Origin of the sequence: Streptomyces iranensis, assembly GCF_017874715.1 — a bacterium.
In the GTDB taxonomy this organism is placed as follows: Bacteria; Actinomycetota; Actinomycetes; order Streptomycetales; family Streptomycetaceae; genus Streptomyces; species Streptomyces iranensis.
On sequence record NZ_JAGGLR010000022.1, the window covers coordinates 1 to 21,989 of the forward strand.

At 67.9% G+C, this 21,989-nt stretch carries 5 protein-coding genes; 1 reads left to right on the plus strand and 4 read right to left on the minus strand.

Going from position 1 to position 21,989, the window contains the following annotated elements:
• A partial coding sequence (locus J2Z30_RS34525) for an AMP-binding protein (protein WP_308280197.1) occupies nt 1–368 on the minus strand: 368 nt, incomplete at its 3' end.
• A 610-nt stretch (nt 369–978) separates the two neighbouring features.
• Between J2Z30_RS34525 and J2Z30_RS34530 the strand changes: the two genes are divergently transcribed.
• The gene (locus tag J2Z30_RS34530; protein WP_209468952.1) at nt 979–17,604 is read left to right on the plus strand and encodes a non-ribosomal peptide synthetase; all 16,626 of its coding nucleotides are present in this window, start codon (nt 979–981) and stop codon (nt 17,602–17,604) included.
• A 42-nt stretch (nt 17,605–17,646) separates the two neighbouring features.
• On the opposite strand, the gene J2Z30_RS34535 is transcribed toward J2Z30_RS34530, so the two are convergent.
• The 3 genes from J2Z30_RS34535 to J2Z30_RS34545 all read right to left on the minus strand — a co-directional run bounded on the left by J2Z30_RS34535 (nt 17,647) and on the right by J2Z30_RS34545 (nt 21,847).
• Nucleotides 17,647–19,602 carry a helix-turn-helix domain-containing protein gene (locus tag J2Z30_RS34535; protein ID WP_044568465.1) on the minus strand — a complete coding sequence of 652 codons (1,956 nt, stop codon included), beginning with the start codon at nt 19,600–19,602 and terminating at the stop codon, nt 17,647–17,649.
• Nucleotides 19,603–20,353: 751 nt separating this feature from the next.
• Nucleotides 20,354–21,562 carry a cytochrome P450 gene (locus tag J2Z30_RS34540; RefSeq protein WP_044568464.1) on the minus strand — a complete coding sequence of 403 codons (1,209 nt, stop codon included), beginning with the start codon at nt 21,560–21,562 and terminating at the stop codon, nt 20,354–20,356.
• Between the two features lie 45 nt (nt 21,563–21,607).
• On the minus strand, nt 21,608–21,847 hold the full coding sequence (locus J2Z30_RS34545) for a ferredoxin (RefSeq protein WP_044568463.1): 240 nt from the start codon (nt 21,845–21,847) through the stop codon (nt 21,608–21,610).
• Between the last annotated feature and the right edge of the window lie 142 nt (nt 21,848–21,989).

A 21,989-nucleotide genomic window follows, 5' to 3' on the forward strand; every position in this document is an offset into this window, starting at 1 on the left:
GTGGTGGTGTGGGGGTGGTCGAGGAGTATGTGTGGTGTGGCATGCGTATTGCTCGGTGTGGGGAGTGTGGGGGCGATGTCGGTGGTGGTGATCAGGGCGGTGGGGTCGCTGTCGGTTAGGAGGTGGGTCAGGCGTTCTTGGGGGTAGTCGGGGTCCAGTGGTACGTAGGCGGCGCCGGTTTTGAGTACGGCGAGGATTGCGGTGATGGTGTGGGCGGAGCGGGGCAGGGCGAGGGCGATGCGGTGTTCGGGTCCGGCGCCGGTTTGCAGGAGTAGTCGGGCGAGTTGGTTGGCGCGTTGGTTGACCTCGCGGTATGTCCACCGTTGGTCTTCGCACACCACGGCCACTGTGTCCGGGGCGCGTGTCACCCACTCCTCGAACAACCCCGACAACGACACCCTGTTCGGATCAGTGCATGCCGCAAGCGCTGTGTTCTCCACCATTCCACCCAGCCAATTCATCGGGGAGTCGCGTCACGTAGAGAGACGCGTGAGGGTAGTTATCTGAATCCAGTGGTATCTGAATCAGTGGTTATTTGAATCCAGCCCGGTTTTGAGTGTCCTTGCCCGCTTGTACCAGCGTCGCCGGACGGCATCTCATGAGCAAGTGAATGGCAGCTTGGTGCAGTGATGCCCCCGCCGTCTTCGCCGGTCCACCCCGGTATGACACGCTGCCATCAACAGGGAGAACGCGCAGTTCAGGAGCGTTGTGCCGAGGTATGCCGAGAACCAGCGAAGGCACCTAGGTGCCACCTGTCCGCATTGTCGGTAATCGCCGAGAAGAATGCCCATTGGAATGTTCTGGCGTCTGTTCAAGATCGTTGACGGGCTCGCCCGTCTCGGTTACGTTGAATTATTCGGACAGAGTGAATGCCCGCGTGTCCACCGCACTCCTCGTTGCTGCTTCTTCTCCTTATTCATCTCCGTGCGATCTGCGCGTAGTGCATCAGTGCGAGCGGTCCGAACAGGGGGGATTCCCATGGTCCGATCCCGGATCGAAGAGCTTCTGCCGCTGACCCCGTTGCAGGAGGGGTTGCTGTTCCACGCGGTCTATGACGATGGCGCGCCGGATGTGTACATGGTGCAGCTGATCTTCGATCTTGACGGTCCGGTGGACGCTCAGCGCCTGCGGTCGGCGGCACAGGCGATCGTGGATCGCCATATGAGTCTGCGCGCGGGATTCATGACGCGCGGAGTGCCCCGGCCCGTACAGGCCATCGCACGGCGTGTGCGGGTGCCGTGGCGTGAGGAGGATCTGCGGGGTCTGGGGGAGGCGGAGGCGCGGGATGTCTTCGAGCGGTGGCTGACGGAGGACCGGGCCGACCGTTTCGATCTGGCGCGGCCGCCGTTGCTGCGGTTCGCGTTGTTCCGCTTCGGCGAGGACCGCTTCCGGTTGGTGATGACGAATCACCACATCCTGCTGGACGGCTGGTCCACTCAACTGCTGATGCGGGAGTTGTTCACCCTCTACCACCAGGAGCCCGAGGCCTCCGCCACCTCCACGCTGGGCCCCGCTGCGCCCTGGCGTGAGTATCTCGCGTGGTATGGGTCGCGGGATCGGGGTGCGGGGGTTGCGGCGTGGTGTGGGGTGTTGGCGGGGGTGGAGGAGGCGTCGGTGTTGGGGCCGGTGGTTTCTGGTGGTGGTGGGGTGGTGCCGGGTGAGGTGTGGTGTGAGGTTGCGGAGGGTTTGACGGGGCGGTTGGTGGAGCGTGGTCGGGAGTTGGGGCTGACGCTGAACACGCTGGTGCAGGGGGCTTGGGGGATCCTTCTGGGCCGATTGACTGGTCGGGAAGACGTGGTGTTCGGGGCGACGGTGGCGGTCCGGCCGGTGGAGTTGGCGGGTTCGGAGTCGTTGGTGGGGTTGTGTATCAATACGGTGCCGGTGCGGGTCAGGGCGGGGGCTGGGGTGCCGGTGTCGGGGTTGTTGTCGGGGTTGCAGGAGACGCAGGCGCGGTTGTCGGAGTATCAGTTCGCGGGGCTGCCGGAGATTCAGGCTGCGGCGGGCGCGGGGGCCCGGTTCGACACGGTGGTGATTTACGAGAACTATCCGGTGGCGCCTGGGGCGACCGGGGATGGCGCTGTGCGGGTCCGGGCCAGTGAGGGCCGGGATGCGACGCATTACACGTTGGCGTTGACGGTGATTCCTGGTGAGCGGCTTCAGGTGCGGTGGGGATATCGGCCTGATGTGTTTGACCGGGAGTCGGTGGAGGTGATCGCGGCTCGTTTTGTGCGGGTGCTGGAGGCGATTGCTGCTGATCCGGGGCGATTGGTGGGGCGGATCGATGTGCTCACGGGCGGGGAACGGGAGCTGCTGGAGACGTGGAGCGGGGACGCCTCTGGTGACGACGGTGCTGGTCACGGGATTTTGCCGGGGTTGTTTGAGGGGTGGGTACGGCGGGATCGGGGTGCGGTGGCGGTGGTGTGTGAGGGGTGTGAGGTGTCGTATGGGGAGGTGAATGAGCGGGCGAATCGTCTGGCTCGGGTGTTGGTGGGGTTGGGGGTGGGGCCGGAATCTCGGGTGGGGGTGGTGGTGTCGCGGTCGGTGGAGATGGTGGTGGCGTTGCTGGCGGTGGTGAAGGCCGGTGGGGCGTACGTACCGATCGATCCCCGTTATCCCGCGGGCCGGATTGCCTTCATGCTTGAGGACGCCGCCCCGGAGGTGGTGCTGGCCACGGTGGAGACGGCCGAGCGGGTACCCCAGCGTGAGAACGATCGGTTGCTGGTGTTGGACGATGAGCACACTCAGCAGCTCCTGGCTCAGGCTTCGGCTACCGATCTGACCGATCGCGATCGCGTCAGTCCGCTTGATCTTCGGCATCCGGCGTATGTCATCTATACCTCGGGGTCGACGGGTATTCCGAAGGGTGTGGTGGTGTCCCGGGGGGCTGTTGAGGGGTTCTTGGGTGCGGTGGGTCAGCGGGTGGGGTTGGGGGTTGGGGATCGGTTGTTGGCGGTGACGACGGTCTCGTTTGATATTGCGGCGTTGGAGGTGTTTTTGCCGTTGGTGTGTGGGGCGGGGGTGGTGGTGGCTACGGATGCCGAGGTGGGTGATCCGGTGGCGTTGGCGGGGTTGGTCAAGCGGTGGCAGGTGTCGGTGATGCAGGCCACGCCGACGCTGTGGCAGGCCATCGCTTCCCAAGCTCCGGAAATGCTGCAGGAGCTGCGGGTCCTGGCCGGTGGTGAAGCACTGCCTACTCAGCTGGCTCGGCGGTTGGGCGAGTTGGGGTCACAGGTGGTCAACCTCTACGGTCCGACCGAGTGCACCATCTGGTCCACCGCCGCCATTCTCGACCTGGCCGATGAGGGTGCACCGCCGCTGGGTCGTCCGTTGTCCAACACCTCGGTGTATGTGCTGGATGGTGGGTTGGGGTTGGTGCCGCCGGGTGTGGTGGGGGAGTTGTACATAGCTGGTTCGGGGTTGGCGCGGGGGTATGCGGGGCGTGCGGGGCTGACGGCGGGACGGTTTGTGGCGTGTCCGTTCGCCGGGTCCGGTGGGCGGATGTACCGGACCGGGGATCTGGTGCGGTGGCGGGTGGACGGGCGGCTGGAGTTTGTCGGCCGGGTGGATGATCAGGTCAAGGTGCGGGGTTTCCGGATCGAGTTGGGTGAGGTGGAGGCCGCGTTGGCCTCGCATCCGCAGGTGGCGCGGGCGGCGGTCGTGGTGCGTGAGGATCGTCCCGGGGACCGGCGGCTGATCGGCTATGTCGTACCGATGGCCGGGTCTCGTCCGGTGGTGACGCAGCTGCGCGCGTTCCTGACAGGCGCCCTGCCGGAGCACATGGTGCCCTCGGCCGTTGTCGTACTGGAGCGGTTGCCGCTGACGGCGAACGGGAAGCTGGACCGCAAGGCGCTGCCCGCCCCCGACTACACCCCGACCCTTGGCCGCGCGCCCGCCACCCCGACAGAAGAATCGCTGTGCGGGTTGTTCGCCCAGGTGCTGGGCCTGCCCCACGTCCCCGCCGACGCGGACTTCTTCGCGTTGGGCGGGGACAGCATCATGTCCATCCAGTTGGTGGGCCGGGCTCGTCGTGCGGGGCTGGTGTTCACCCCACGTGAGGTGTTCCAGCACAAGACACCCGCCGCCCTCGCCGCCACCGCCCGGGTCCTCGAGGCCCCGGCCGTTCGCACGCGATCGGCGGACACCGCGGACTCCACCTCGTCCCCTCGCCCCTTGATCTCGCTGAGTCGATCCGACCGGGAAACCATCGAGGCGAAGATCCCTCAGCACGGTGAGGTCTTGCCCTTGGCGGCTGGACAGGAGGGGTTGCTGTTCCACGCGGTCTATGACGATGGCGCGCCGGATGTGTACATGGTGCAGTTGGTCTTCGACCTCGATGGTCCGGTGGATGTGGTGCGGTTGCGGGGGGCTGCGGAGGGGGTGTTGCGGCGGTATCCGCATGTGGGTGCGGGGTTTGTGCATGAGGGTGTGTCGGTGCCGGTTCAGGTGGTGCCTGGTGGGGTGCGGGTGCCGTGGCGTGAGGAGGATCTGCGGGGTCTGGGGGAGGCGGAGGCGCAGGGTGTCTTCGAGCGGTGGCTGGCGCAGGACAGGGCCGATCGTTTCGATCTGACACGGCCGCCGTTGCTGCGGTTCGCGTTGTTCCGTCTCGGCGAGGACCGCTTCCGTCTCGTGATGACGAATCACCACATTCTGCTGGACGGCTGGTCCACTCCGCTGGTGGTGCGGGATCTGTTCGCCTTGTACGAGCGGCCGGGCGAGGAGAGCGCACTGCCCAGGCCGACGCCGTACCGCGACTACCTCGCGTGGTACGGATCGCGGGATCGGGATGCGGCACTGGAGGCATGGCGCGATGCATTGGCGGATGTCGAAGACCCCACTCTGCTGACACCCGCGGACCCTGGGCGCCAGGCCGTGGCCCCCAAGGACGTCTCACAGCTCCTCTCGCAATCCCTCACCGCGTCCCTGACCGAGCGGGCGCGTGAGGCCGGTCTGACCCTGAACACCGTGATACAGGGTGCCTGGGGCCTCCTCCTGGCCCGTATGACCGGACGCGATGACGTGGTCTTCGGAACGACGGTGGCCGTCCGGCCGCCCGAGATTCCCGGCGTCGAATCCATGGTCGGGCTGTTCGTCAACACGGTGCCGGTGAGGCTTCGCCTACTCGCGGGCGAGAGTCTGGCGGCGCTGCTCACCAGGCTGCAGGACGAACAATCGCGTTTGCTCGACCACCAGTTCCTGAGCCTGACCGACATCCAGCAGAGCGCCTATGCCGGTACGGGACCGCTCTTCGACACCGCGACGGTTTTCGAGAACTACCCCGTGGACGACGCCGTTTTCTGCCGCACCGACAGCACACTCAAGACCACCGCCATCGCCGCCCACGACGCCACGCACTATCCCCTCGCGTTGATGGTGATCCCCGGTGAGCGGCTTCAGGTGCGATGGGGATACCGGCCCGATGTGTTCGACCAGCGGGCAGTGGAGGCGATCGCGGCTCGCTTCGTGCGGGTACTGGAGGCGATCGTCGCCGATCCGGCCTGTCTGGTCGGGCGGATCGATGTACTGACCGATGTGGAACGGGAGCAACTGACGTGCTGGGGCGGAGGTGCGCCCGCCGCGGAAGACACCACCCACGGGCTGTTGCCGGGACTGTTCGAAGAGCGAGTGCGGCGCGATCGGAATGCGGCGGCGGTGGTGTGTGAGGGGCGTGAAGTTTCGTATGGCGAGGTGAATGAGCAGGCGAATCGTCTGGCGCGGATCCTGGCGGGGTGCGGGGTGGGCCCGGAGTCCCGGGTGGGGGTGGTCGTGCCCCGGTCGGTGGAAATGGTGGTGGCGCTGCTGGCGGTGGCCAAGGCAGGCGGGGCGTACGTGCCCATCGATGCGCGCTATCCGGCGAATCGCATCGCCTTCATGCTCGACGATGCCGAGCCGGACGTAGTGCTCGCCACCAGGGACACGGCCGACCGGATACCCCAGCGCGAGACCACCCGGCTGCTGGTGTTGGACGACGACCACACCCGGCAGCTCCTGGCCCAGGCACCTGCCACCGACCTCACCGACCACGACCGCACGAGCCCGCTCGATCCCCGGCACCCGGCCTACGCCATCTACACCTCAGGCTCGACGGGCACCCCCAAGGGCGTCGTGGTGACGCACCAGTCCTTGCTGAACAACCTCCTGTGGCGGGTGAAGGCGTTCGGCTGGAGTGCCGAGGACCGCTTCCTCATGCGGACACCCCTGAGCTTCGACGTCTCCGTATGGGAAGTGTTCTGCCCGCTGCTGGCCGGCGGGGCCATCGTGCTCGCCCACCCGGACAAGCACGCGGATCCCGGGTACCTTCTCGCGGCCGTAAGGCGCCACGAGGTGACCGTCGTGCATACCGTCCCCTCCCTCCTTCAGCATCTTCTGGAGTGGCATGCGGTGGCGGACGATTGCCGTTCGCTGCGTGACGTCGTCTGTGGCGGGGAAGCCATGTCGGCGGCTGTCCGCGACACCTTCCACGCCACGCTTCCCTGGGTGCGGCTCTACAACTCGTACGGGCCGAGCGAAACCACCATCGACATCTCCGGCCATCCATGCGAGCCGGGAGAGGAAGGGCCACCGCCCATCGGGACGCCGATCCAGGACACACGGTTGTACGTCCTGGACGGTGGGCTGGGGTGGGTGCCGCCGGGTGTGGTGGGTGAGTTGTACGTGACGGGTGCGGGGTTGGCGCGGGGGTATGCGGGGCGTGCGGGGCTGACGGCGGAACGGTTCGTGGCGTGTCCGTTCGCCGAACCGGGGGCGCGCATGTACCGGACCGGGGACCTGGTGCGGTGGCGGGCGGACGGGCGGCTGGAGTTCGTAGGCCGGGTGGATGACCAGGTCAAGGTGCGCGGTTTCCGCATCGAGCTGGGTGAGGTGGAGGCCGCGCTGGCGTCGCATCCGCAGGTGGCGCGGGCGGCCGTGACGGTCCGCGAGGACCGGCCGGGTGACCGGCGGCTGATCGGCTACGCCGTACCCGCGCGGCAGAGCACGTCACCAGACGTCGCGTCACGAGACGCCACGTCACGAGACGACACGTCACGAGACGCCACGTCACGAGACGACACGTCACGAGACGCCACGTCACGGGGCGACACCTCACGGGACGAAGAGTCGGCGGAGCGCCACGCGGACGAACACATCGCCCACTGGAAGAGTTTCTACGAGTCGCTGTACGGAGACCGCCCCACCGCCACCGCCACCGCCACCACTCGCACCGCCACCACTCGCACCGCCACCACTCGCCGTGAGGACTCCACCGGGGACTTCATGGTGGACGCTGCCGAGGACTTCATCGGCTGGGACAGTAGCTACGACGGTCGCCCCATCCCCCTCGACGAGATGCGGGAATGGCTGACGGCCACCGTGGACCGGATCTCCGCACTGGCTCCTCGACGCGTGCTCGAAATCGGTGTGGGCACCGGTCTGCTGCTGCGGCGTTTGGCGCCCCGATGCGACTCGTATTGGGCCACGGACTTCTCCTCCGCGGTGATCGACATGCTGCGGGAGCAGATCGATCGAGATCCGGACCTGGCTGCCCGCGTGGAGCTGTCCTCCCAGCCCGCTGACGCCTTCACCGGACTTCCGACCGGCCACTTCGACACCGTGATCATCAATTCGGTGATCCAGTACTTCCCCGGCATCGACTATCTCGTCTCCGTCATCTCCGGAGCGATGCGGCTGCTCACACCGGGTGGCTCGCTATTCCTCGGCGATGTTCGCAACCTCCGTCTGCTCCGCTGCTTCGCCACTGCGGCCGGTCTCGGCAGGTTCGGCGGTGAACTCTCGGGCGCGGATCTCCGCAAGGCGATCGAGCAGACCATCTCCCTGGAGAGGGAACTGCTGATCGACCCGGCGTTCTTCTCGGACCTCCAGGCCACCGTTTCGGACATCGCGGCGGTCGACGTCCGGATCAAGCGTGGGAAGAGCCGCAACGAGCTGACGCGGTACCGCTATGACGTGGTGCTCCACAAGGCGCCGACTACCGCCGTACGCGCGGACGAGTCGGCGCCGACGGCGACCTGGGGAACCGATGTGCACCGGGCCGAGGAACTGGCGGCACTGCTCTCCCGGCGCCACGACAGGCTGTGGGTGAGGGACCTCCCGAACGCCCGCCTGATGGACGACCTGGCAGCGGTACGGCAGTTCCAGGACGGCACCGCCCCGGAAGCCATCCGGCAGACCATCGACACCGAGACCTCCGCAGGCGCGGACACGGGAAAGCCCGAGACCACGGTCACACCCGACGCCACGCAGACACCCGACGCCACGTCGGGTACACCCGACGTGGAAACCCTGCATGAGCTGGCCGCCCGCCACGGTTACCGCGCCCATCTGACCTGGTCCGAAGAGCCCGAGCGGCTCGACGCCCTCTTCCTGCTCGGTGTCGAGGGTCCGGACCAGACGGTCGTCGACCTGTCCGTCGCCGCTGCCCGGCCGAACGCGCAACGACCGCTCACCGACTACGCCAACGAGCCGGGCGCCGGCCTGGAAGCCGACTCGCTGATCCCCGCACTCCAGGCCCATCTGCGGAGCACCCTGCCGGAGCACATGGTGCCGTCGATCGTGATCGCGATCGACGAGTTGCCACTGACCCCGAACGGAAAGCTGGACCGCAAGGCGCTGCCCGCCCCGGAGTTCACCACAGGGACCGGCAGGGCTCCGCGAACCCCGCGGGAGCGGGACCTGTGCGGTCTCTTCGCCGAGGTACTGGGGCTTGCCGAGGTCGGTGTGGACGACGACTTCTTCGCACTCGGCGGCCACTCCCTCCTCGCGATGCGGCTCATCGGCCGCATCCGCGCCGAGACCGGCACCGAGCTGAGCGTCCGCACACTGTTCCAGGCGCCCACGGTCGCCGAGCTGATCCCACGGCTCGGCGACGGGACGAGCGCCGAGGCGACCCGGCGGCTGACCCTGGGCCCGATGCCACGACCGGAACGGATCCCGCTGTCGTACGCGCAATGGCGCCTGTGGTTCATGCAGGAGCTCCAGGGCCCCCGGTCCGCCACGTACACCATCGTGTCCGCGCAACGGATGACCGGCACCATGGACCGCGAGGCGCTGGCCGACGCACTCCGTGATGTCGTGGTCCGGCACGAGGCCCTGCGGACCCTCTACCCGAAGGACGACCAGGGGCAGCCCTGGCAGCATGTGCTCGACGCCGACACCGCGCGCACCCGGCTGCCGATCAGTGTGTCCGACGCCGACCCCAAGGGCCTGGACGCGATGCTCGCGGCCGAGGCAGGACGGGGATTCGAGGATCTGGCCACGGAACTGCCACTGCGCGCGGGCATCTACACAACGGCGGACCACGAGCACGTACTGCTGCTGGTGCTGCACCACATCGCCGCCGACGGCTGGTCCATGGGCCCCCTCTTCAACGACCTCGCCCGCGCCTACACGGACCGCGCCCAAGGGCGCGCACCACAGTGGGAGCCGCTCCCGGTGCGGTACGCCGACTACGCCATCTGGCAGCGGCGTGTCCTCGGTGAGGAGGACACGCCCGACAGCCTGATGTCACGGCAACTCGCGTACTGGAAACAGGCCTTGGCGGACCTGCCCGCAGAGCTCGACCTGCCTACCGACCGTTCGCGCCCGGCGATGGCGAGCCATCGCGGCGGCACAGTGGACCTGGACATCCCGGCCGCGCTTCACCAGCGGCTGGCCGATGTGGCACACGCCCACGACGTCAGCGTCTTCATGGTCGTCCAAGCCGGACTGGCCGTGCTGCTGACCCGGCTCGGCGCGGGACACGACATCCCCATCGGCACCCCGTACGCGGGGCGGGGCGAGGAAGCCGTCAACGACCTGGTGGGTTTCTTCGTCAACACCTTGGTGCTGCGCGTCGACACCTCCGGCAACCCCGACATCACCACCCTCCTGCGCCGTGTCCGTGACGCGGACCTGGCCGCCTACGACCACCAGGACGTGCCGTTCGAGCGGCTGGTCGACCTGCTCAATCCGGACCGCTCCCTGGCCCGGCACCCCCTGTTCCAGGTGATGCTCGGATTCCAGAACACCCACCACTCCGGCCCCGCACTGCCGGGGCTGACCATCGAACCGCTCTGGGTCGAGATGGACACGGCCAAGTTCGACCTGTCCTTCATGCTCGCCGAGACACATGCCGATGGCGGCGGGCCGGCGGGTATCCACGGAACGCTTGAGTACGCGACCGACCTGTTCGACCGGCATTCGGTGGAGTTGCTGGCGGCTCGTTTCGCGCGGGTGTTGGAGACGATCGCCGCCGATCCGGGGCGTTTGGTGGGGCAGATCGATGTGCTCACAGGCGAGGAACGGGATCAGCTGACGCGCTGGGGTGGAAATGTGCCTGGTGCGGCGGAAGCGGGCGTTGATGTGCTGCCGGGGCTGTTCGAGGAGTGGGTACGGCGGGATCGGGATGCGGTGGCGGTCGCGTGTGACGGGCGTGAGGTGTCGTACGGGGAGGTGAATGAGCGGGCGAATCGTCTGGCTCGGGTGTTGGTGAGGCTGGGGGTGGGGCCGGAGGCCCGGGTCGGGTTGGTGGTGTCGCGGTCGGTGGAGATGGTGGTGGCGTTGCTGGCGGTGGTGAAGGCCGGCGGGGCGTACGTACCGATCGATCCCCGCTATCCCACGTCCCGAATCGGGTTCATGCTCGATGACGCCGCCCCGGAGGTGGTGCTCGCCACCAGGGACACGGCCGACCGGATACCCGAGCGTGAGACCGCCCGGGTGCTCGTGTTGGACGACGACCACACCCAGCAGCTCCTGGTCCAGGCGTCCGCCGCCGACCTCACCGACCGCGATCGCACCAGCCCGCTCGATCCCCGGCACCCGGCCTACGCCATCTACACCTCAGGGTCCACCGGCGCGCCCAAGGGTGTCCTGGTGACGCACACCAACGTGGTGAGGCTGCTCGAAGCGATCGCGCAGAGCTACGACTACGGCCCGGACGACGTGTGGACCATGTTCCACTCGTATGCGTTCGACTTCTCGGTGTGGGAGATCTGGGGAGCCCTGCTGAGCGGTGGCCGCCTCGTCGTGGTCGACAGGGAGGTGACCCGCTCCCCTTCGGACTTCCTGGAGTTGCTGGTACGGGAGAAGGTCTCGGTCCTGAGCCAGACGCCCTCGGCGCTGTACCAACTGATCGCGGCCGAAGCAGAACGCGGCGGGTCACATGCGGAACGCGGCGGGCCACGTGTGGAATGCGGCGGGCCACGTGTGGGTACGGCACTTCGCTATGTAGTGCTCGGCGGCGAGGCCCTCGACCCCACGCGCCTTGCCGACTGGTACGCCCGCCACCACGAGGACGTCCCTGTCGTGGTGAACATGTACGGCATCACCGAGACCACCGTGCACGTCACCCACCAGCCGATCGACCGCGAGCTCACCGGGCCCGGCGCCAGGAGCCTGATCGGCCGACCCCTCCCGCATCTGCACACCCATGTGCTCGATGAGGGGCTGGAGCTCGTGCCGCCGGGTGTGGTGGGTGAGTTGTATGTGGCGGGTGCGGGGTTGGCGCGGGGGTATGCGGGGCGTGCGGGGCTGACGGCGGAACGGTTTGTGGCATGCCCCTTCGCCGGGTCCGGTGGGCGGATGTACCGGACCGGGGATCTGGTGCGGTGGCGGGCGGACGGGCGGCTGGAGTTCGTCGGCCGGGTGGACGACCAGGTCAAGGTGCGCGGTTTCCGTATCGAGTTGGGTGAGGTGGAGGCGGCGCTGGCGTCGCATCCGTACGTGGCGCGGGCGGCCGTGACGGTCCGCGAGGACCGGCCGGGTGACCGGCGGCTGATCGGCTACGCCGTACCGACGGCCGGGTCCCGTCCGGTGGCTACGGAGCTGCGGGAGTTCCTGACGGGTGTGCTGCCGGAGCACATGGTGCCCTCGGCCGTTGCCGTACTGGAGTGGTTGCCGCTGACGGCGAACGGGAAGCTGGATCGCAAGGCGCTGCCCGCTCCCGACTACACCCCCGCTCCCGGTCGTACACCGGCCACCGCGTCGGAAGAGCTGCTGTGCGGGTTGTTCGGCCAGGTGCTGGGCCTGGCCGACGTCCCTGCGGATGCCGACTTCTTCGCGTTGGGCGGGGACAGCATCATGTCCATCCAGTTGGTGGGCCGGGCTCGTCGTGCGGGGCTGGTGTTCACACCGCGTGAGGTGTTCCAGCACAAGACACCCGCCGCTCTCGCCGCCACCGCCACCCGGACCGCCGAGGCCCCGGTCGTGGAGGACAACGGGGTGGGCACACTGCCCATGACCCCGATCATGCACTGGCTGCGCGAGCGCGAAGGGGCGACCACCGGATATCACCAGTCGGTGCTGCTGGAAGTGCCACCGACGCTGACACTCGACCGGCTGATCCCATCGATACAGGCCGTGATCGACCACCATGACGCACTGCGACTGCGACTGCGGATTGCCGACAGGGACGGTGGCCGTCGCCCCGGCGGCGGTGGCGCCGACGCCTGGCGGCTGGAGATCACACCGCCCCGCTCCATCGCGGCAGCCGATCTGGTACGCCGGACCGCGGTGATCGGAGGTGGCGACGAGGATCTGCGGGCGGCGGTGGCGGCCGAGAGTGCGGCGGGCCAGGCCCGACTGGACCCGCACTCCGGAACCGTGCTGCAGGTGGTCTGGCTGGACGCGGGGGACCGACACCCCGGCCGGCTGCTCCTGCTGGCCCACCACCTGGTGATGGACGGAGTGTCCTGGCGGGTGCTGCTGCCCGACCTCATCGCCGCGTACGAGGCGATCGAGGCCGCCCGGCCCCCCGCACTCCAGCCCGTCGGCACCTCCTTCCGCCGATGGGCGCGACTGCTCGCCGACCAGGCCGTCGACCCCGCCCGGGAAGACGAGCTGGACATGTGGGCCCGTATCACCAGGGACCCCGGGCTCGCCGTGGCCACCGACGCGCTCGACCCCGCCCGTGACGACGTGCGCAGCCTGCGTTCGCTCACCGTCGTCCTCGATCCGGCACGCACCGAACCCCTCCTCACGACCGTACCCGCCGCGTACCACGCGGGGGTCGATGACGTGCTCCTCACGGCCCTGGTCCTGGCCGCGGCCCACTGCTACGGCACCGCCGAAGCCACCGCCCTGCTGGTCAACGTCGAGGGACACGGCCGCGAAGACATCGCCGAGGCCCTGGATCTGACCCGCACCATCGGGTGGTTCACCAGCATGTATCCGGTACGCCTCGACGCGGGCCCCGTCGACTGGACCGACGTGGCAACCGGCGCCGCCGGCCTGAGCGGTGCACTCAAACGCGTGAAGGAACAGCTCCGCGTCCCGGACCACGGCATCGGCTACGGTCTGCTGCGCTACCTCAATCCCCGCACCGGGCCCCAGCTCGCGGCGCTGAACACACCGCGCATCGGCTTCAACTACCTCGGCCGTTACACCGGCAGCGGATCCGCCAACTGGCCCTACGCCAAGGAGAGTACGGCCCTCGGTGGCGGCTCCGACCCCGATCTGGCCCTCACCCACTGCCTCGACATCAACGCACTCACCGAGGACACCCCCGACGGCCCGCGCCTCACGGCGACCTGGGCCTGGGCCGGTCACCTGATGACGGAAGCGGAGGTCAGCCGGTTCGCCGAGGCATGGCGCACGGCCGTGGACGGACTGATCGCCCATCTCAGGCATCCCACGTCCGGTGGCCGCACACCCTCCGACCTGCCGCTGATCCCGCTCGATCAAGCCGAGATCGAACACGTCGAGACACTGGTCCCGAAGGCCGACGACATCCTTCCGCTGACCCCGTTGCAGGAGGGGTTGCTGTTCCACGCGGTCTATGACGATGGTGCGCCGGATGTGTACATGGTGCAGTTGGTCTTCGACCTCGATGGTCCGGTGGATGTGGTGCGGTTGCGGGGGGCCGCGGAGGGGGTGTTGCGGCGGTATCCGCATGTGGGTGCGGGGTTTGTGCATGAGGGTGTGTCGGTGCCGGTTCAGGTGGTGCCTGGTGGGGTGCGGGTGCCGTGGCGTGAGGAGGATCTGCGGGGTCGGGGTCTGGGGGAGGCGGAGGCGCGGGATGTCTTCGAGCGGTGGCTGGCGCAGGACCGGGTCGACCGTTTCGATCTGGGGCGGCCGCCGTTGCTGCGGTTCGCGTTGTTCCGGCTGGGGGAGGAGCGTTTCCGGCTGGTGATGACGAACCACCACATTCTGCTGGACGGTTGGTCCACTCCGCTGGTGGTGCGGGATCTGTTCGCCTTGTACGAGCGGCCGGGCGAGGAGAGCGCACTGCCCAGGCCGACGCCGTACCGCGACTACCTCGCGTGGTATGGGACGCGGGATCGGGGTGCGGGGGTTGCGGCGTGGTGTGGGGTGTTGGCGGGGGTGGCGGAGGCGTCGGTGTTGGGGCCGGTGGCTTCTGGTGGTGGTGGGGTGGTGGTGCCGGGTGAGGTGTGGTGTGAGGTTGCGGAGGGTTTGACGGGGCGGTTGGTGGAGCGTGGTCGGGAGTTGGGGCTGACGCTGAACACGCTGGTGCAGGGGGCGTGGGGTGTGGTGTTGGGTCGGTTGTTGGGGCGTGTGGATGTGGTGTTCGGGGCGACGGTGGCGGTGCGGCCGGTGGAGTTGGCGGGTTCGGAGTCGTTGGTGGGGTTGTGTATCAATACGGTGCCGGTGCGGGTCAGGGCGGGGGCTGGGGTGCCGGTGTCGGGGTTGTTGTCGGGGTTGCAGGAGACGCAGGCGCGGTTGTCGGAGTATCAGTTCGCGGGGTTGCCGGAGATTCAGGCTGCGGTGGGTGCGGGCGCGCGGTTCGACACAGTGGTGATCTTTGAGAACTATCCGGTGGCGCCCGACGCGGCTTCGGGGGCTCTGGGAGACAGTGGCGTGACCATGCGGGCCAGCGGGGGCCGGGATGCGACGCATTACACGTTGGCGTTGACGGTGATTCCTGGTGAGCGGCTTCAGGTGCGGTGGGGATATCGGCCTGATGTGTTTGACCGGGAGTCGGTGGAGGTGATCGCGGCTCGTTTTGTGCGGGTGCTGGAGGCGATTGCTGCTGATCCGGGGCGTTTGGTGGGGCGGATCGATGTGCTCAGCGGAGAGGAGCGGGGGCGGCTGGAGGCGTGGGGTGGGGGTGCGCCTGGTGTGGCTGATGCGGGTGTTGATGTGCTGCCGGGGTTGTTTGAGGGGTGGGTACGGCGGGATCGGGGTGCGGTGGCGGTGGTGTGTGAGGGGTGTGAGGTGTCGTATGGGGAGGTGAATGAGCGCGCGAATCGTCTGGCTCGGGTGTTGGTGGGGCTGGGGGTGGGGCCGGAATCTCGGGTGGGGTTGGTGGTGTCGCGGTCGGTGGAGATGGTGGTGGCGTTGCTGGCGGTGGTGAAGGCCGGTGGGGCGTACGTGCCGATCGATCCGCGTTATCCCGCGAACCGGATCGCCTTCATGCTCGACGATGCTCGGCCGGAGGTTGTGCTAGCCACCAGCAAGACGGCCGAGCGGGTACCGGCAGGGGACGGTCTGCGGTTGCTGGTGTTGGACGATGAGCACACCCAGCAGCTCCTGGCTCAGGCTTCGGTCACCGATCTGACCGATCGCGATCGCATCAGTCCGCTTGATCCTCGGCATCCGGCGTATGTCATCTATACCTCGGGGTCGACGGGTATTCCGAAGGGTGTGGTGGTGTCCCGGGGGGCTGTTGAGGGGTTCTTGGGTGCGGTGGGTCAGCGGGTGGAGTTGGGGGTTGGGGATCGGTTGTTGGCGGTGACGACGGTCTCGTTTGATATTGCGGCGTTGGAGGTGTTTTTGCCGTTGGTGTGTGGGGCGGGGGTGGTGGTGGCTTCGGATGCCGAGGTGGGTGATCCGGTGGCGTTGGCGGGGTTGGTCAAGCGGTGGCAGGTGTCGGTGATGCAGGCCACGCCGACGCTGTGGCAGGCCATCGTTTCCCAGGCTCCCGGCATGGTGGAGGGGTTGCGGGTGCTGGCTGGTGGGGAGGCGTTGCCGGGGCAACTGGCTCGGCGGTTGGGCGAACTGGGTTCGCAGGTGGTCAATCTGTACGGTCCGACCGAGTGCACCATTTGGTCCACCGCCGCCATTCTCGACCTGGCCGATGAGGGTGCACCGCCGCTGGGTCGTCCGTTGTCCAACACCTCGGTGTATGTGCTGGATGGTGGGTTGGGGTTGGTGCCGCCGGGTGTGGTGGGTGAGTTGTACGTATCTGGTTCGGGGTTGGCGCGGGGGTATGCGGGGCGTGCGGGGCTGACGGCGGGACGGTTTGTGGCGTGTCCGTTCGCCGGGTCCGGTGGGCGGATGTACCGGACCGGGGACCTGGTGCGGTGGCGGGCGGACGGGCGGCTGGAGTTCGTCGGCCGGGTGGATGATCAGGTCAAGGTACGGGGCTTCCGGATCGAGTTGGGTGAGGTGGAGTCGGCGCTGGTCTCGCATCCGCAGGTGGCGCGGGCGGCGGTCGTGGTGCGTGAGGATCGTCCCGGAGACCGGGGACTGATCGGCTATGTCGTACCGACGGCCGGGTCTCGTCCGGTGGCTACGGAGCTGCGGGAGTTCCTGGCCGGTGTGCTGCCGGAGCACATGGTGCCCTCGGCCGTTGTCGTACTGGAGCGGTTGCCGCTGACGGCGAACGGGAAGCTGGACCGCAAGGCGCTCCCCGCCCCCGACTACACCCCGACCCCTGGCCGCGCACCCGCCACCCCCACGGAAGAGCTGTTGTGCGGGTTGTTCGCCCAGGTGCTGGACCTGCCCCACGTCCCCGCCGACGCCGACTTCTTCGCTCTGGGGGGCCATTCCCTCCTCGCCATGCGTTTGATGGGCCGGTTGCGCGCGGATACCGGCGCCCGCCTGGGCATGCAGGCCCTGTTCCAGGCCCCGTCCCCGGCTCGGCTCGCTCGCCTCCTGGACGACGGGGAAAGCTCACACGACTTCGACGCCGTCCTGGCCATCAGGTCCGAGCCGGACACACCCAAGCTGTTCTGTGTGCATCCGGCGAGTGGCATCGGCTGGGCCTACCAGGCGCTGGCCGGACACGCGGTCGGCAGCTTCTCCCTCTACGCCCTTCAGGCCCGTGGTCTCGATGTGTCGCGGGAGGCGGCGGCGAACATCGACGAGATGGCGGACGACTACGTGGCCACGATGAGGTCGATCCAGCCCTCGGGCCCGTACAAGCTCCTGGGCTGGTCCTTTGGCGGACTGGTGGCGCACGCCATGGCCGCACGCATCGAGGCCATGGGGGAACGGGTCGATCGGCTGTTCCTCCTGGATGCGTATCCCGTCGAGCGGCAGAGCACCGAACCGCTCTGGTGCCCGTCCCGCAGGGAAGTGGTCGAGGATCTGCTGAGGGTCGCCCGGAACCAGTACGACCCGGCGGCGGACGACGAACTGTGGCGGCCACCTCTTCTCGAGACCGAGGTCAGCGAAGAGCACGTGGACGGCATCTACCGGGCCTACCAGACGAATCTCGACATGATGGCGCGCCACACTCCTCCCGTCCTCAAAGGCGACATCATCCTCGTACGGGCGGCGATACCGGAGAGCGACGCGAGGACGGGCGACCCCCTGGATTGGCGACCGTATGTGGAAGGGGACATCAGGATCGTCGACATCGACTGCACCCACTCGGAGATGCTCGACACCGCGGCGGCGAACGAGATCGGCACCGTCGTCGCTCGCGATGTCGGAGCACGGGAAGCATGAGGAGCACAGGGAACACGCCGAGTACGGGAGTGAAGACGCGGGTCACGCCGCGCGCAGCCGACGAGAGGGGGACCGCACCAGGTGGTCGGGCAGGACCTGGGCGACCTCCAGCGCATGCATGGCCAGCACCAGGTCATGCGTGTGTCCGGGGGTTCCCAGGAGGCGGCAGTTGAGCAGGCTCTCGGCCGCGCGGAGATGGTTGCGGACCGTCTTCAGATGGACGCCGACCTTCTGCGCGGTCTGTTCCACGTTGCCGCCGCAGGCCACCCACGCCGCCAGCGTCCGCCGTAGCTCTCTGCGATCCGCGTCGAGACGTCCGAGGTAGATCCGGGCCCATTCCTGGGCGCCATCGTCCGCCAGCAGATCGCCGAGGCTTCGCTCACCGGACACGGTGTTGGCCGTATGAGCCGTATGGGCTGTGCGGGTCGTATGGGCTGTACGGGCCGTATGGGGCCCATGGGGAGGCAAGGCCCGGAGCTCCAGCGCGAGGCTGAGCACGGCCCGGTCGGGCAGGCAGGTGAGATCCAGGGCGAGGAGCTCACTGACTTTCGCGATGCGCGCTGCCACCGTGTTGCGATGAGAGCCGGTGGCCTTCGCCACATCGAGACGGGAGAACCGCAGCGACAGATCGATCGTTCGCAGAATGCTCTCCCGTACGGTCGGGGCGAGGGCGTCGAGCGGGCGGAGGAAAGCCTCTGCCCACGCCTGGCCGGCGCCCGGGTCGAGGAAGAAGGACAGGCCGGGTTCCTGCCGGGCCGCCGTCACCAGCTTCTCCTGACTGTTCCCCGCCATGGCGAGGGCCCGATGCGCCTCTTGGTGTGCCTCCTCGAGGTTCGCCAGCGGCTTGGGGTGGCTGGCGCCCATCCGGAGCCCCGGAACGTCGGCCACCAGGTCGTGCAGCCGCTGGACGACACTCGTCCCGCGATCCTCACCGGGCGAGGGCGAGGGCGAGGGCGAGGGCGAGGGCGAGGGCGAGGGCGAGGGCGAGGAGGAGGGCGGCCACTCGGGTGTGACGACGAAGAGCTGATCGGAACGGAACGGCGAACGGACGACCAGAGCCTGCTGCCGCAGTGCGTTCTCCAGCTTGGAGGTCGTGGCGTTCAGCTCCCACTCACCACAGGTGATGAGGTGCACCCTGACCTGATCGGCGGAGAACAGCCCGGGGTACAGGGACTGACCGATCTCCTGGGCGAGTTGGGTGAGACCGTTCAGCGCCAGATGGAGCACCGCGGCCCGCATCGAGCTCATGGTCTGCTGCAGCCGGTACTGGTCGCTGTCCATCTCCTCCGCGCGTATCAGCAGGCTCAGCAGCACGGTGGAGCGCGCGATGATCTTCTCGGTGGACTCGTTGAAGTCCTGGTCGCGCACCACGATGAGAACCATATGGGGTGGGTGATAGCCGATCGAGTAGAGCCGCACGCTGTGCTTGCCATGGTTGATGGACGCGGCTCCCACTTCCCCGCCCACGATGCGTGCCACCATGGCGGCCGGCGGTTCCACCAGCGGGCCCCCCGCGCTCAATTCGGACGTCAGTACGGCCTTGTGCGGGTCGACCAGGCGCACCGACCCCTCCACCGCCTTGGCCAGCCGGTCGAGCAGGGTCTGCAGTCTGTGGTGCCCCCGCCTCCCCGGCCGCCGTATCTGGTCCAGCATCTCCTCCAGCTGCTGAGCGCGGTCCTCGTACTCCCGCAGTCGCTCACGGCTGACGACCTGCGCCACCTCCGATCCGCACAGCTCCTCGCTGCCGACGAGCAGTGGCACACCGTGTTTCCTGGCATTCACCAGTACGGTCTCGGGCACGTCCTGCGGAGTGGTGCGCATGATCGCAAGTCCCGCCGCCCCGCTGCGCGCCAGGATGCGGATCCGGTGCTCGGCGGCGGCCGGATTGGTCAGCCACGGCTGATCAGACGCCACCATGACCAGCAGATCGCGCAGCCCGGTGTCCAGGAGCCGAATGTTCCTCTCCGACTCCGGATCGGACAGCCAGACACCCAGCACCGTGCGGGTCCGGAAGGAGTTGCGGTCGACAGCATCAAGGAAACGCAGCCCTAAGGCCGGTTTTTCGCATAGTGAACCCAAACTTGGCACCGATGCCCCCGTGACGAAGATGTTCAATGGTCCATGAAAGGTGCTGCACCGCAGCAGGAAGTGATGCGCCGCAGCAGTGATGCGAGAGCGCACACGCAGGATGAGACGCGCGGCGGACGTCGCGCTGAAGGCGCTGCTCAGGCCTGAGAATGCCCGGACGCCGACCCCGACGGCCAGATGCACGGCGGCATGGCCGACATGATGCCGAAAGCCGCGCCGGCGAACTTCCGTAAGGTCCGCCCGACAGCCACTGGTCCCTGGCTGTGGCGGAAAAGGGCCGCCTTCATCTCTGGTGAGACTTCATTACTGGCACTGCACATCGCAGCAACCTCCCCGTTAACGCAGCCCCGACATCATTCTGCCGTCCCGCGCGGCCTCGGCGCCGTCTCAAGATCCGAGTGGCACTGTCCTGCCACCGGCCAGGTATGCCCGTGGATGCGCGGATGATCAGGGATCGAACGCTCCCGCGGCGCCGTACGCGCTGTATGGGCCGTACGCACGCCGTACGCCGTACGCACGCCGTACGTACTCGGGCGGCCGCCGTACGCACTGGGCGTGGGCGGCAGGCGGCCTGGCGACCTGTCGGCATGAAGAAGGCGCCCCGGGCGCGCCCGCGGACGGGCTCTCGCCGGGGCGCCTGTTCAGGCTCCTCGTGCGTCGGTCACCAGGCCACGGGCAGCGAGGTGAGCCCTCCTGTCAGCACATTGTTCCTGGACGCCAGTTCGTCGATCGGCACCGCGAGTCGCAGCCCGGGAAGGCGGGCGAACAGCGTCTGGTACAGCACGTCCAGCATGACGCGGACCAGCGGGGCGCCAATGCAGTAGTGCAGGCCGTAGGCGAGCGTCATATGCGGGTTCTCGCTCCGCGTGATGTCGAAGCGCTCCGGCTCCCGGAAGACGCGGGGGTCACGGTTGGCCGTCTGCGGGCTCAGCGCGATCAGATCCCCTTCGGAGATCCGCGTCCCCTTGTACTCGAAATCCGTCCGCGCGTACCTGGTGATGCAGGCATCCGAGGCCGGTGCGAACCGCAGGATCTCTTCCACGGCACGGGGGGCCAGGCCGGGATCCGCCTCCAGCAGCGCCCGCTGCTCCGGATTCCGCAGGAACAGCAGGGTGCCGTAGTCGGTGAACGACACACTGGTCTCGAAACCGGCGATGATCAGCGTCGATACGTACGTCTGAATGGCGTCGTCCGGCGGGAATCCCGTCTCCTGCTGCTTGAGGACCAGGTCGGTGATGACGTCGTCGGCCGGTTCGGCGCGTTTGAGCTCGATGAACTTCGCGATGTACTCACGCATTTCCAGCATGGCCGTGACGGCGAGCTGCTGGTCGCTGGTGTGGAAGGTGCCTTGCGACCAGGTACCGAGCTGCTCACGGTCGGCGAAGGGGATGCCCAGCAGTTCGCTGATGACAAACACCGGAAGTCGCTTCGCGATCTCCTGGTGGAAGTCGGCCGGCTGCGGAAGCTCCTGGAATCGGCTCAGCAGCTCGTCCACCGTCCGCTGGATCCGCGGCCGCAGGGAACGCATCCGCTGGGCACTGAACGACGGAATCAGCACCTGCCGTGCCTTGGTGTGGTCGACGACCTCGGTTTCGAACTCGCCCCGCGGGCCGCCGAGAATGACCGCCGCGCTGTAGCGCGGTGCGTTCGGTGGATCGAAATGCGAGCGGCCCAAACGCGCGTCGGAGATGAGCTTCTTCACATCCTCATGCCGGGTGACCAGCCACGCCGGATCGCCGACAGGGGTCAGGACCTTGACGATGGGATCGTTCTCCCGCAGCTCGGCGAACCGGGGCGGCAACTCCATCAGACCGGCTTGGTCGAAGGGCAGGCGCGGAATGCTCTCATCGGTGCTCTCGGCGGCAGACATGCGATGGTCTCCTATTCGGCACGGGCTCTCTTGACGCGGGCCTGTCTACGGTTGCTCGATGACGTGGATGCACTGCCCCGGGCACTCGTAGGCCGCCGTATCGACAGCGTCCTGGTCCTCATCGGGGACATTCGCCTGACATGTCTCGCCGCCCGGTTGGTCCAGCAGCTGACCGTTTTGGCGCACATAGGCGAGACTGTCGTCCGCGATTGAGAACACGCGCGGTGCGGTTTCCTCGCACTGTCTGCTGTTGAGGCATCTGCTCTGGTCGATCCACACCTTCATGGCGCTTCTTCCCTGCTCAATGCTGCTCGATCTCCCAGTGGCGCACCGTTCACTCAACGGGCCCCTCCATGCTGCCGTGTGTCCGGCCGTGGCAACGCATGCACAAGCCAAATGGCACTCTCCTGCCATCGCCCGTGAGGCG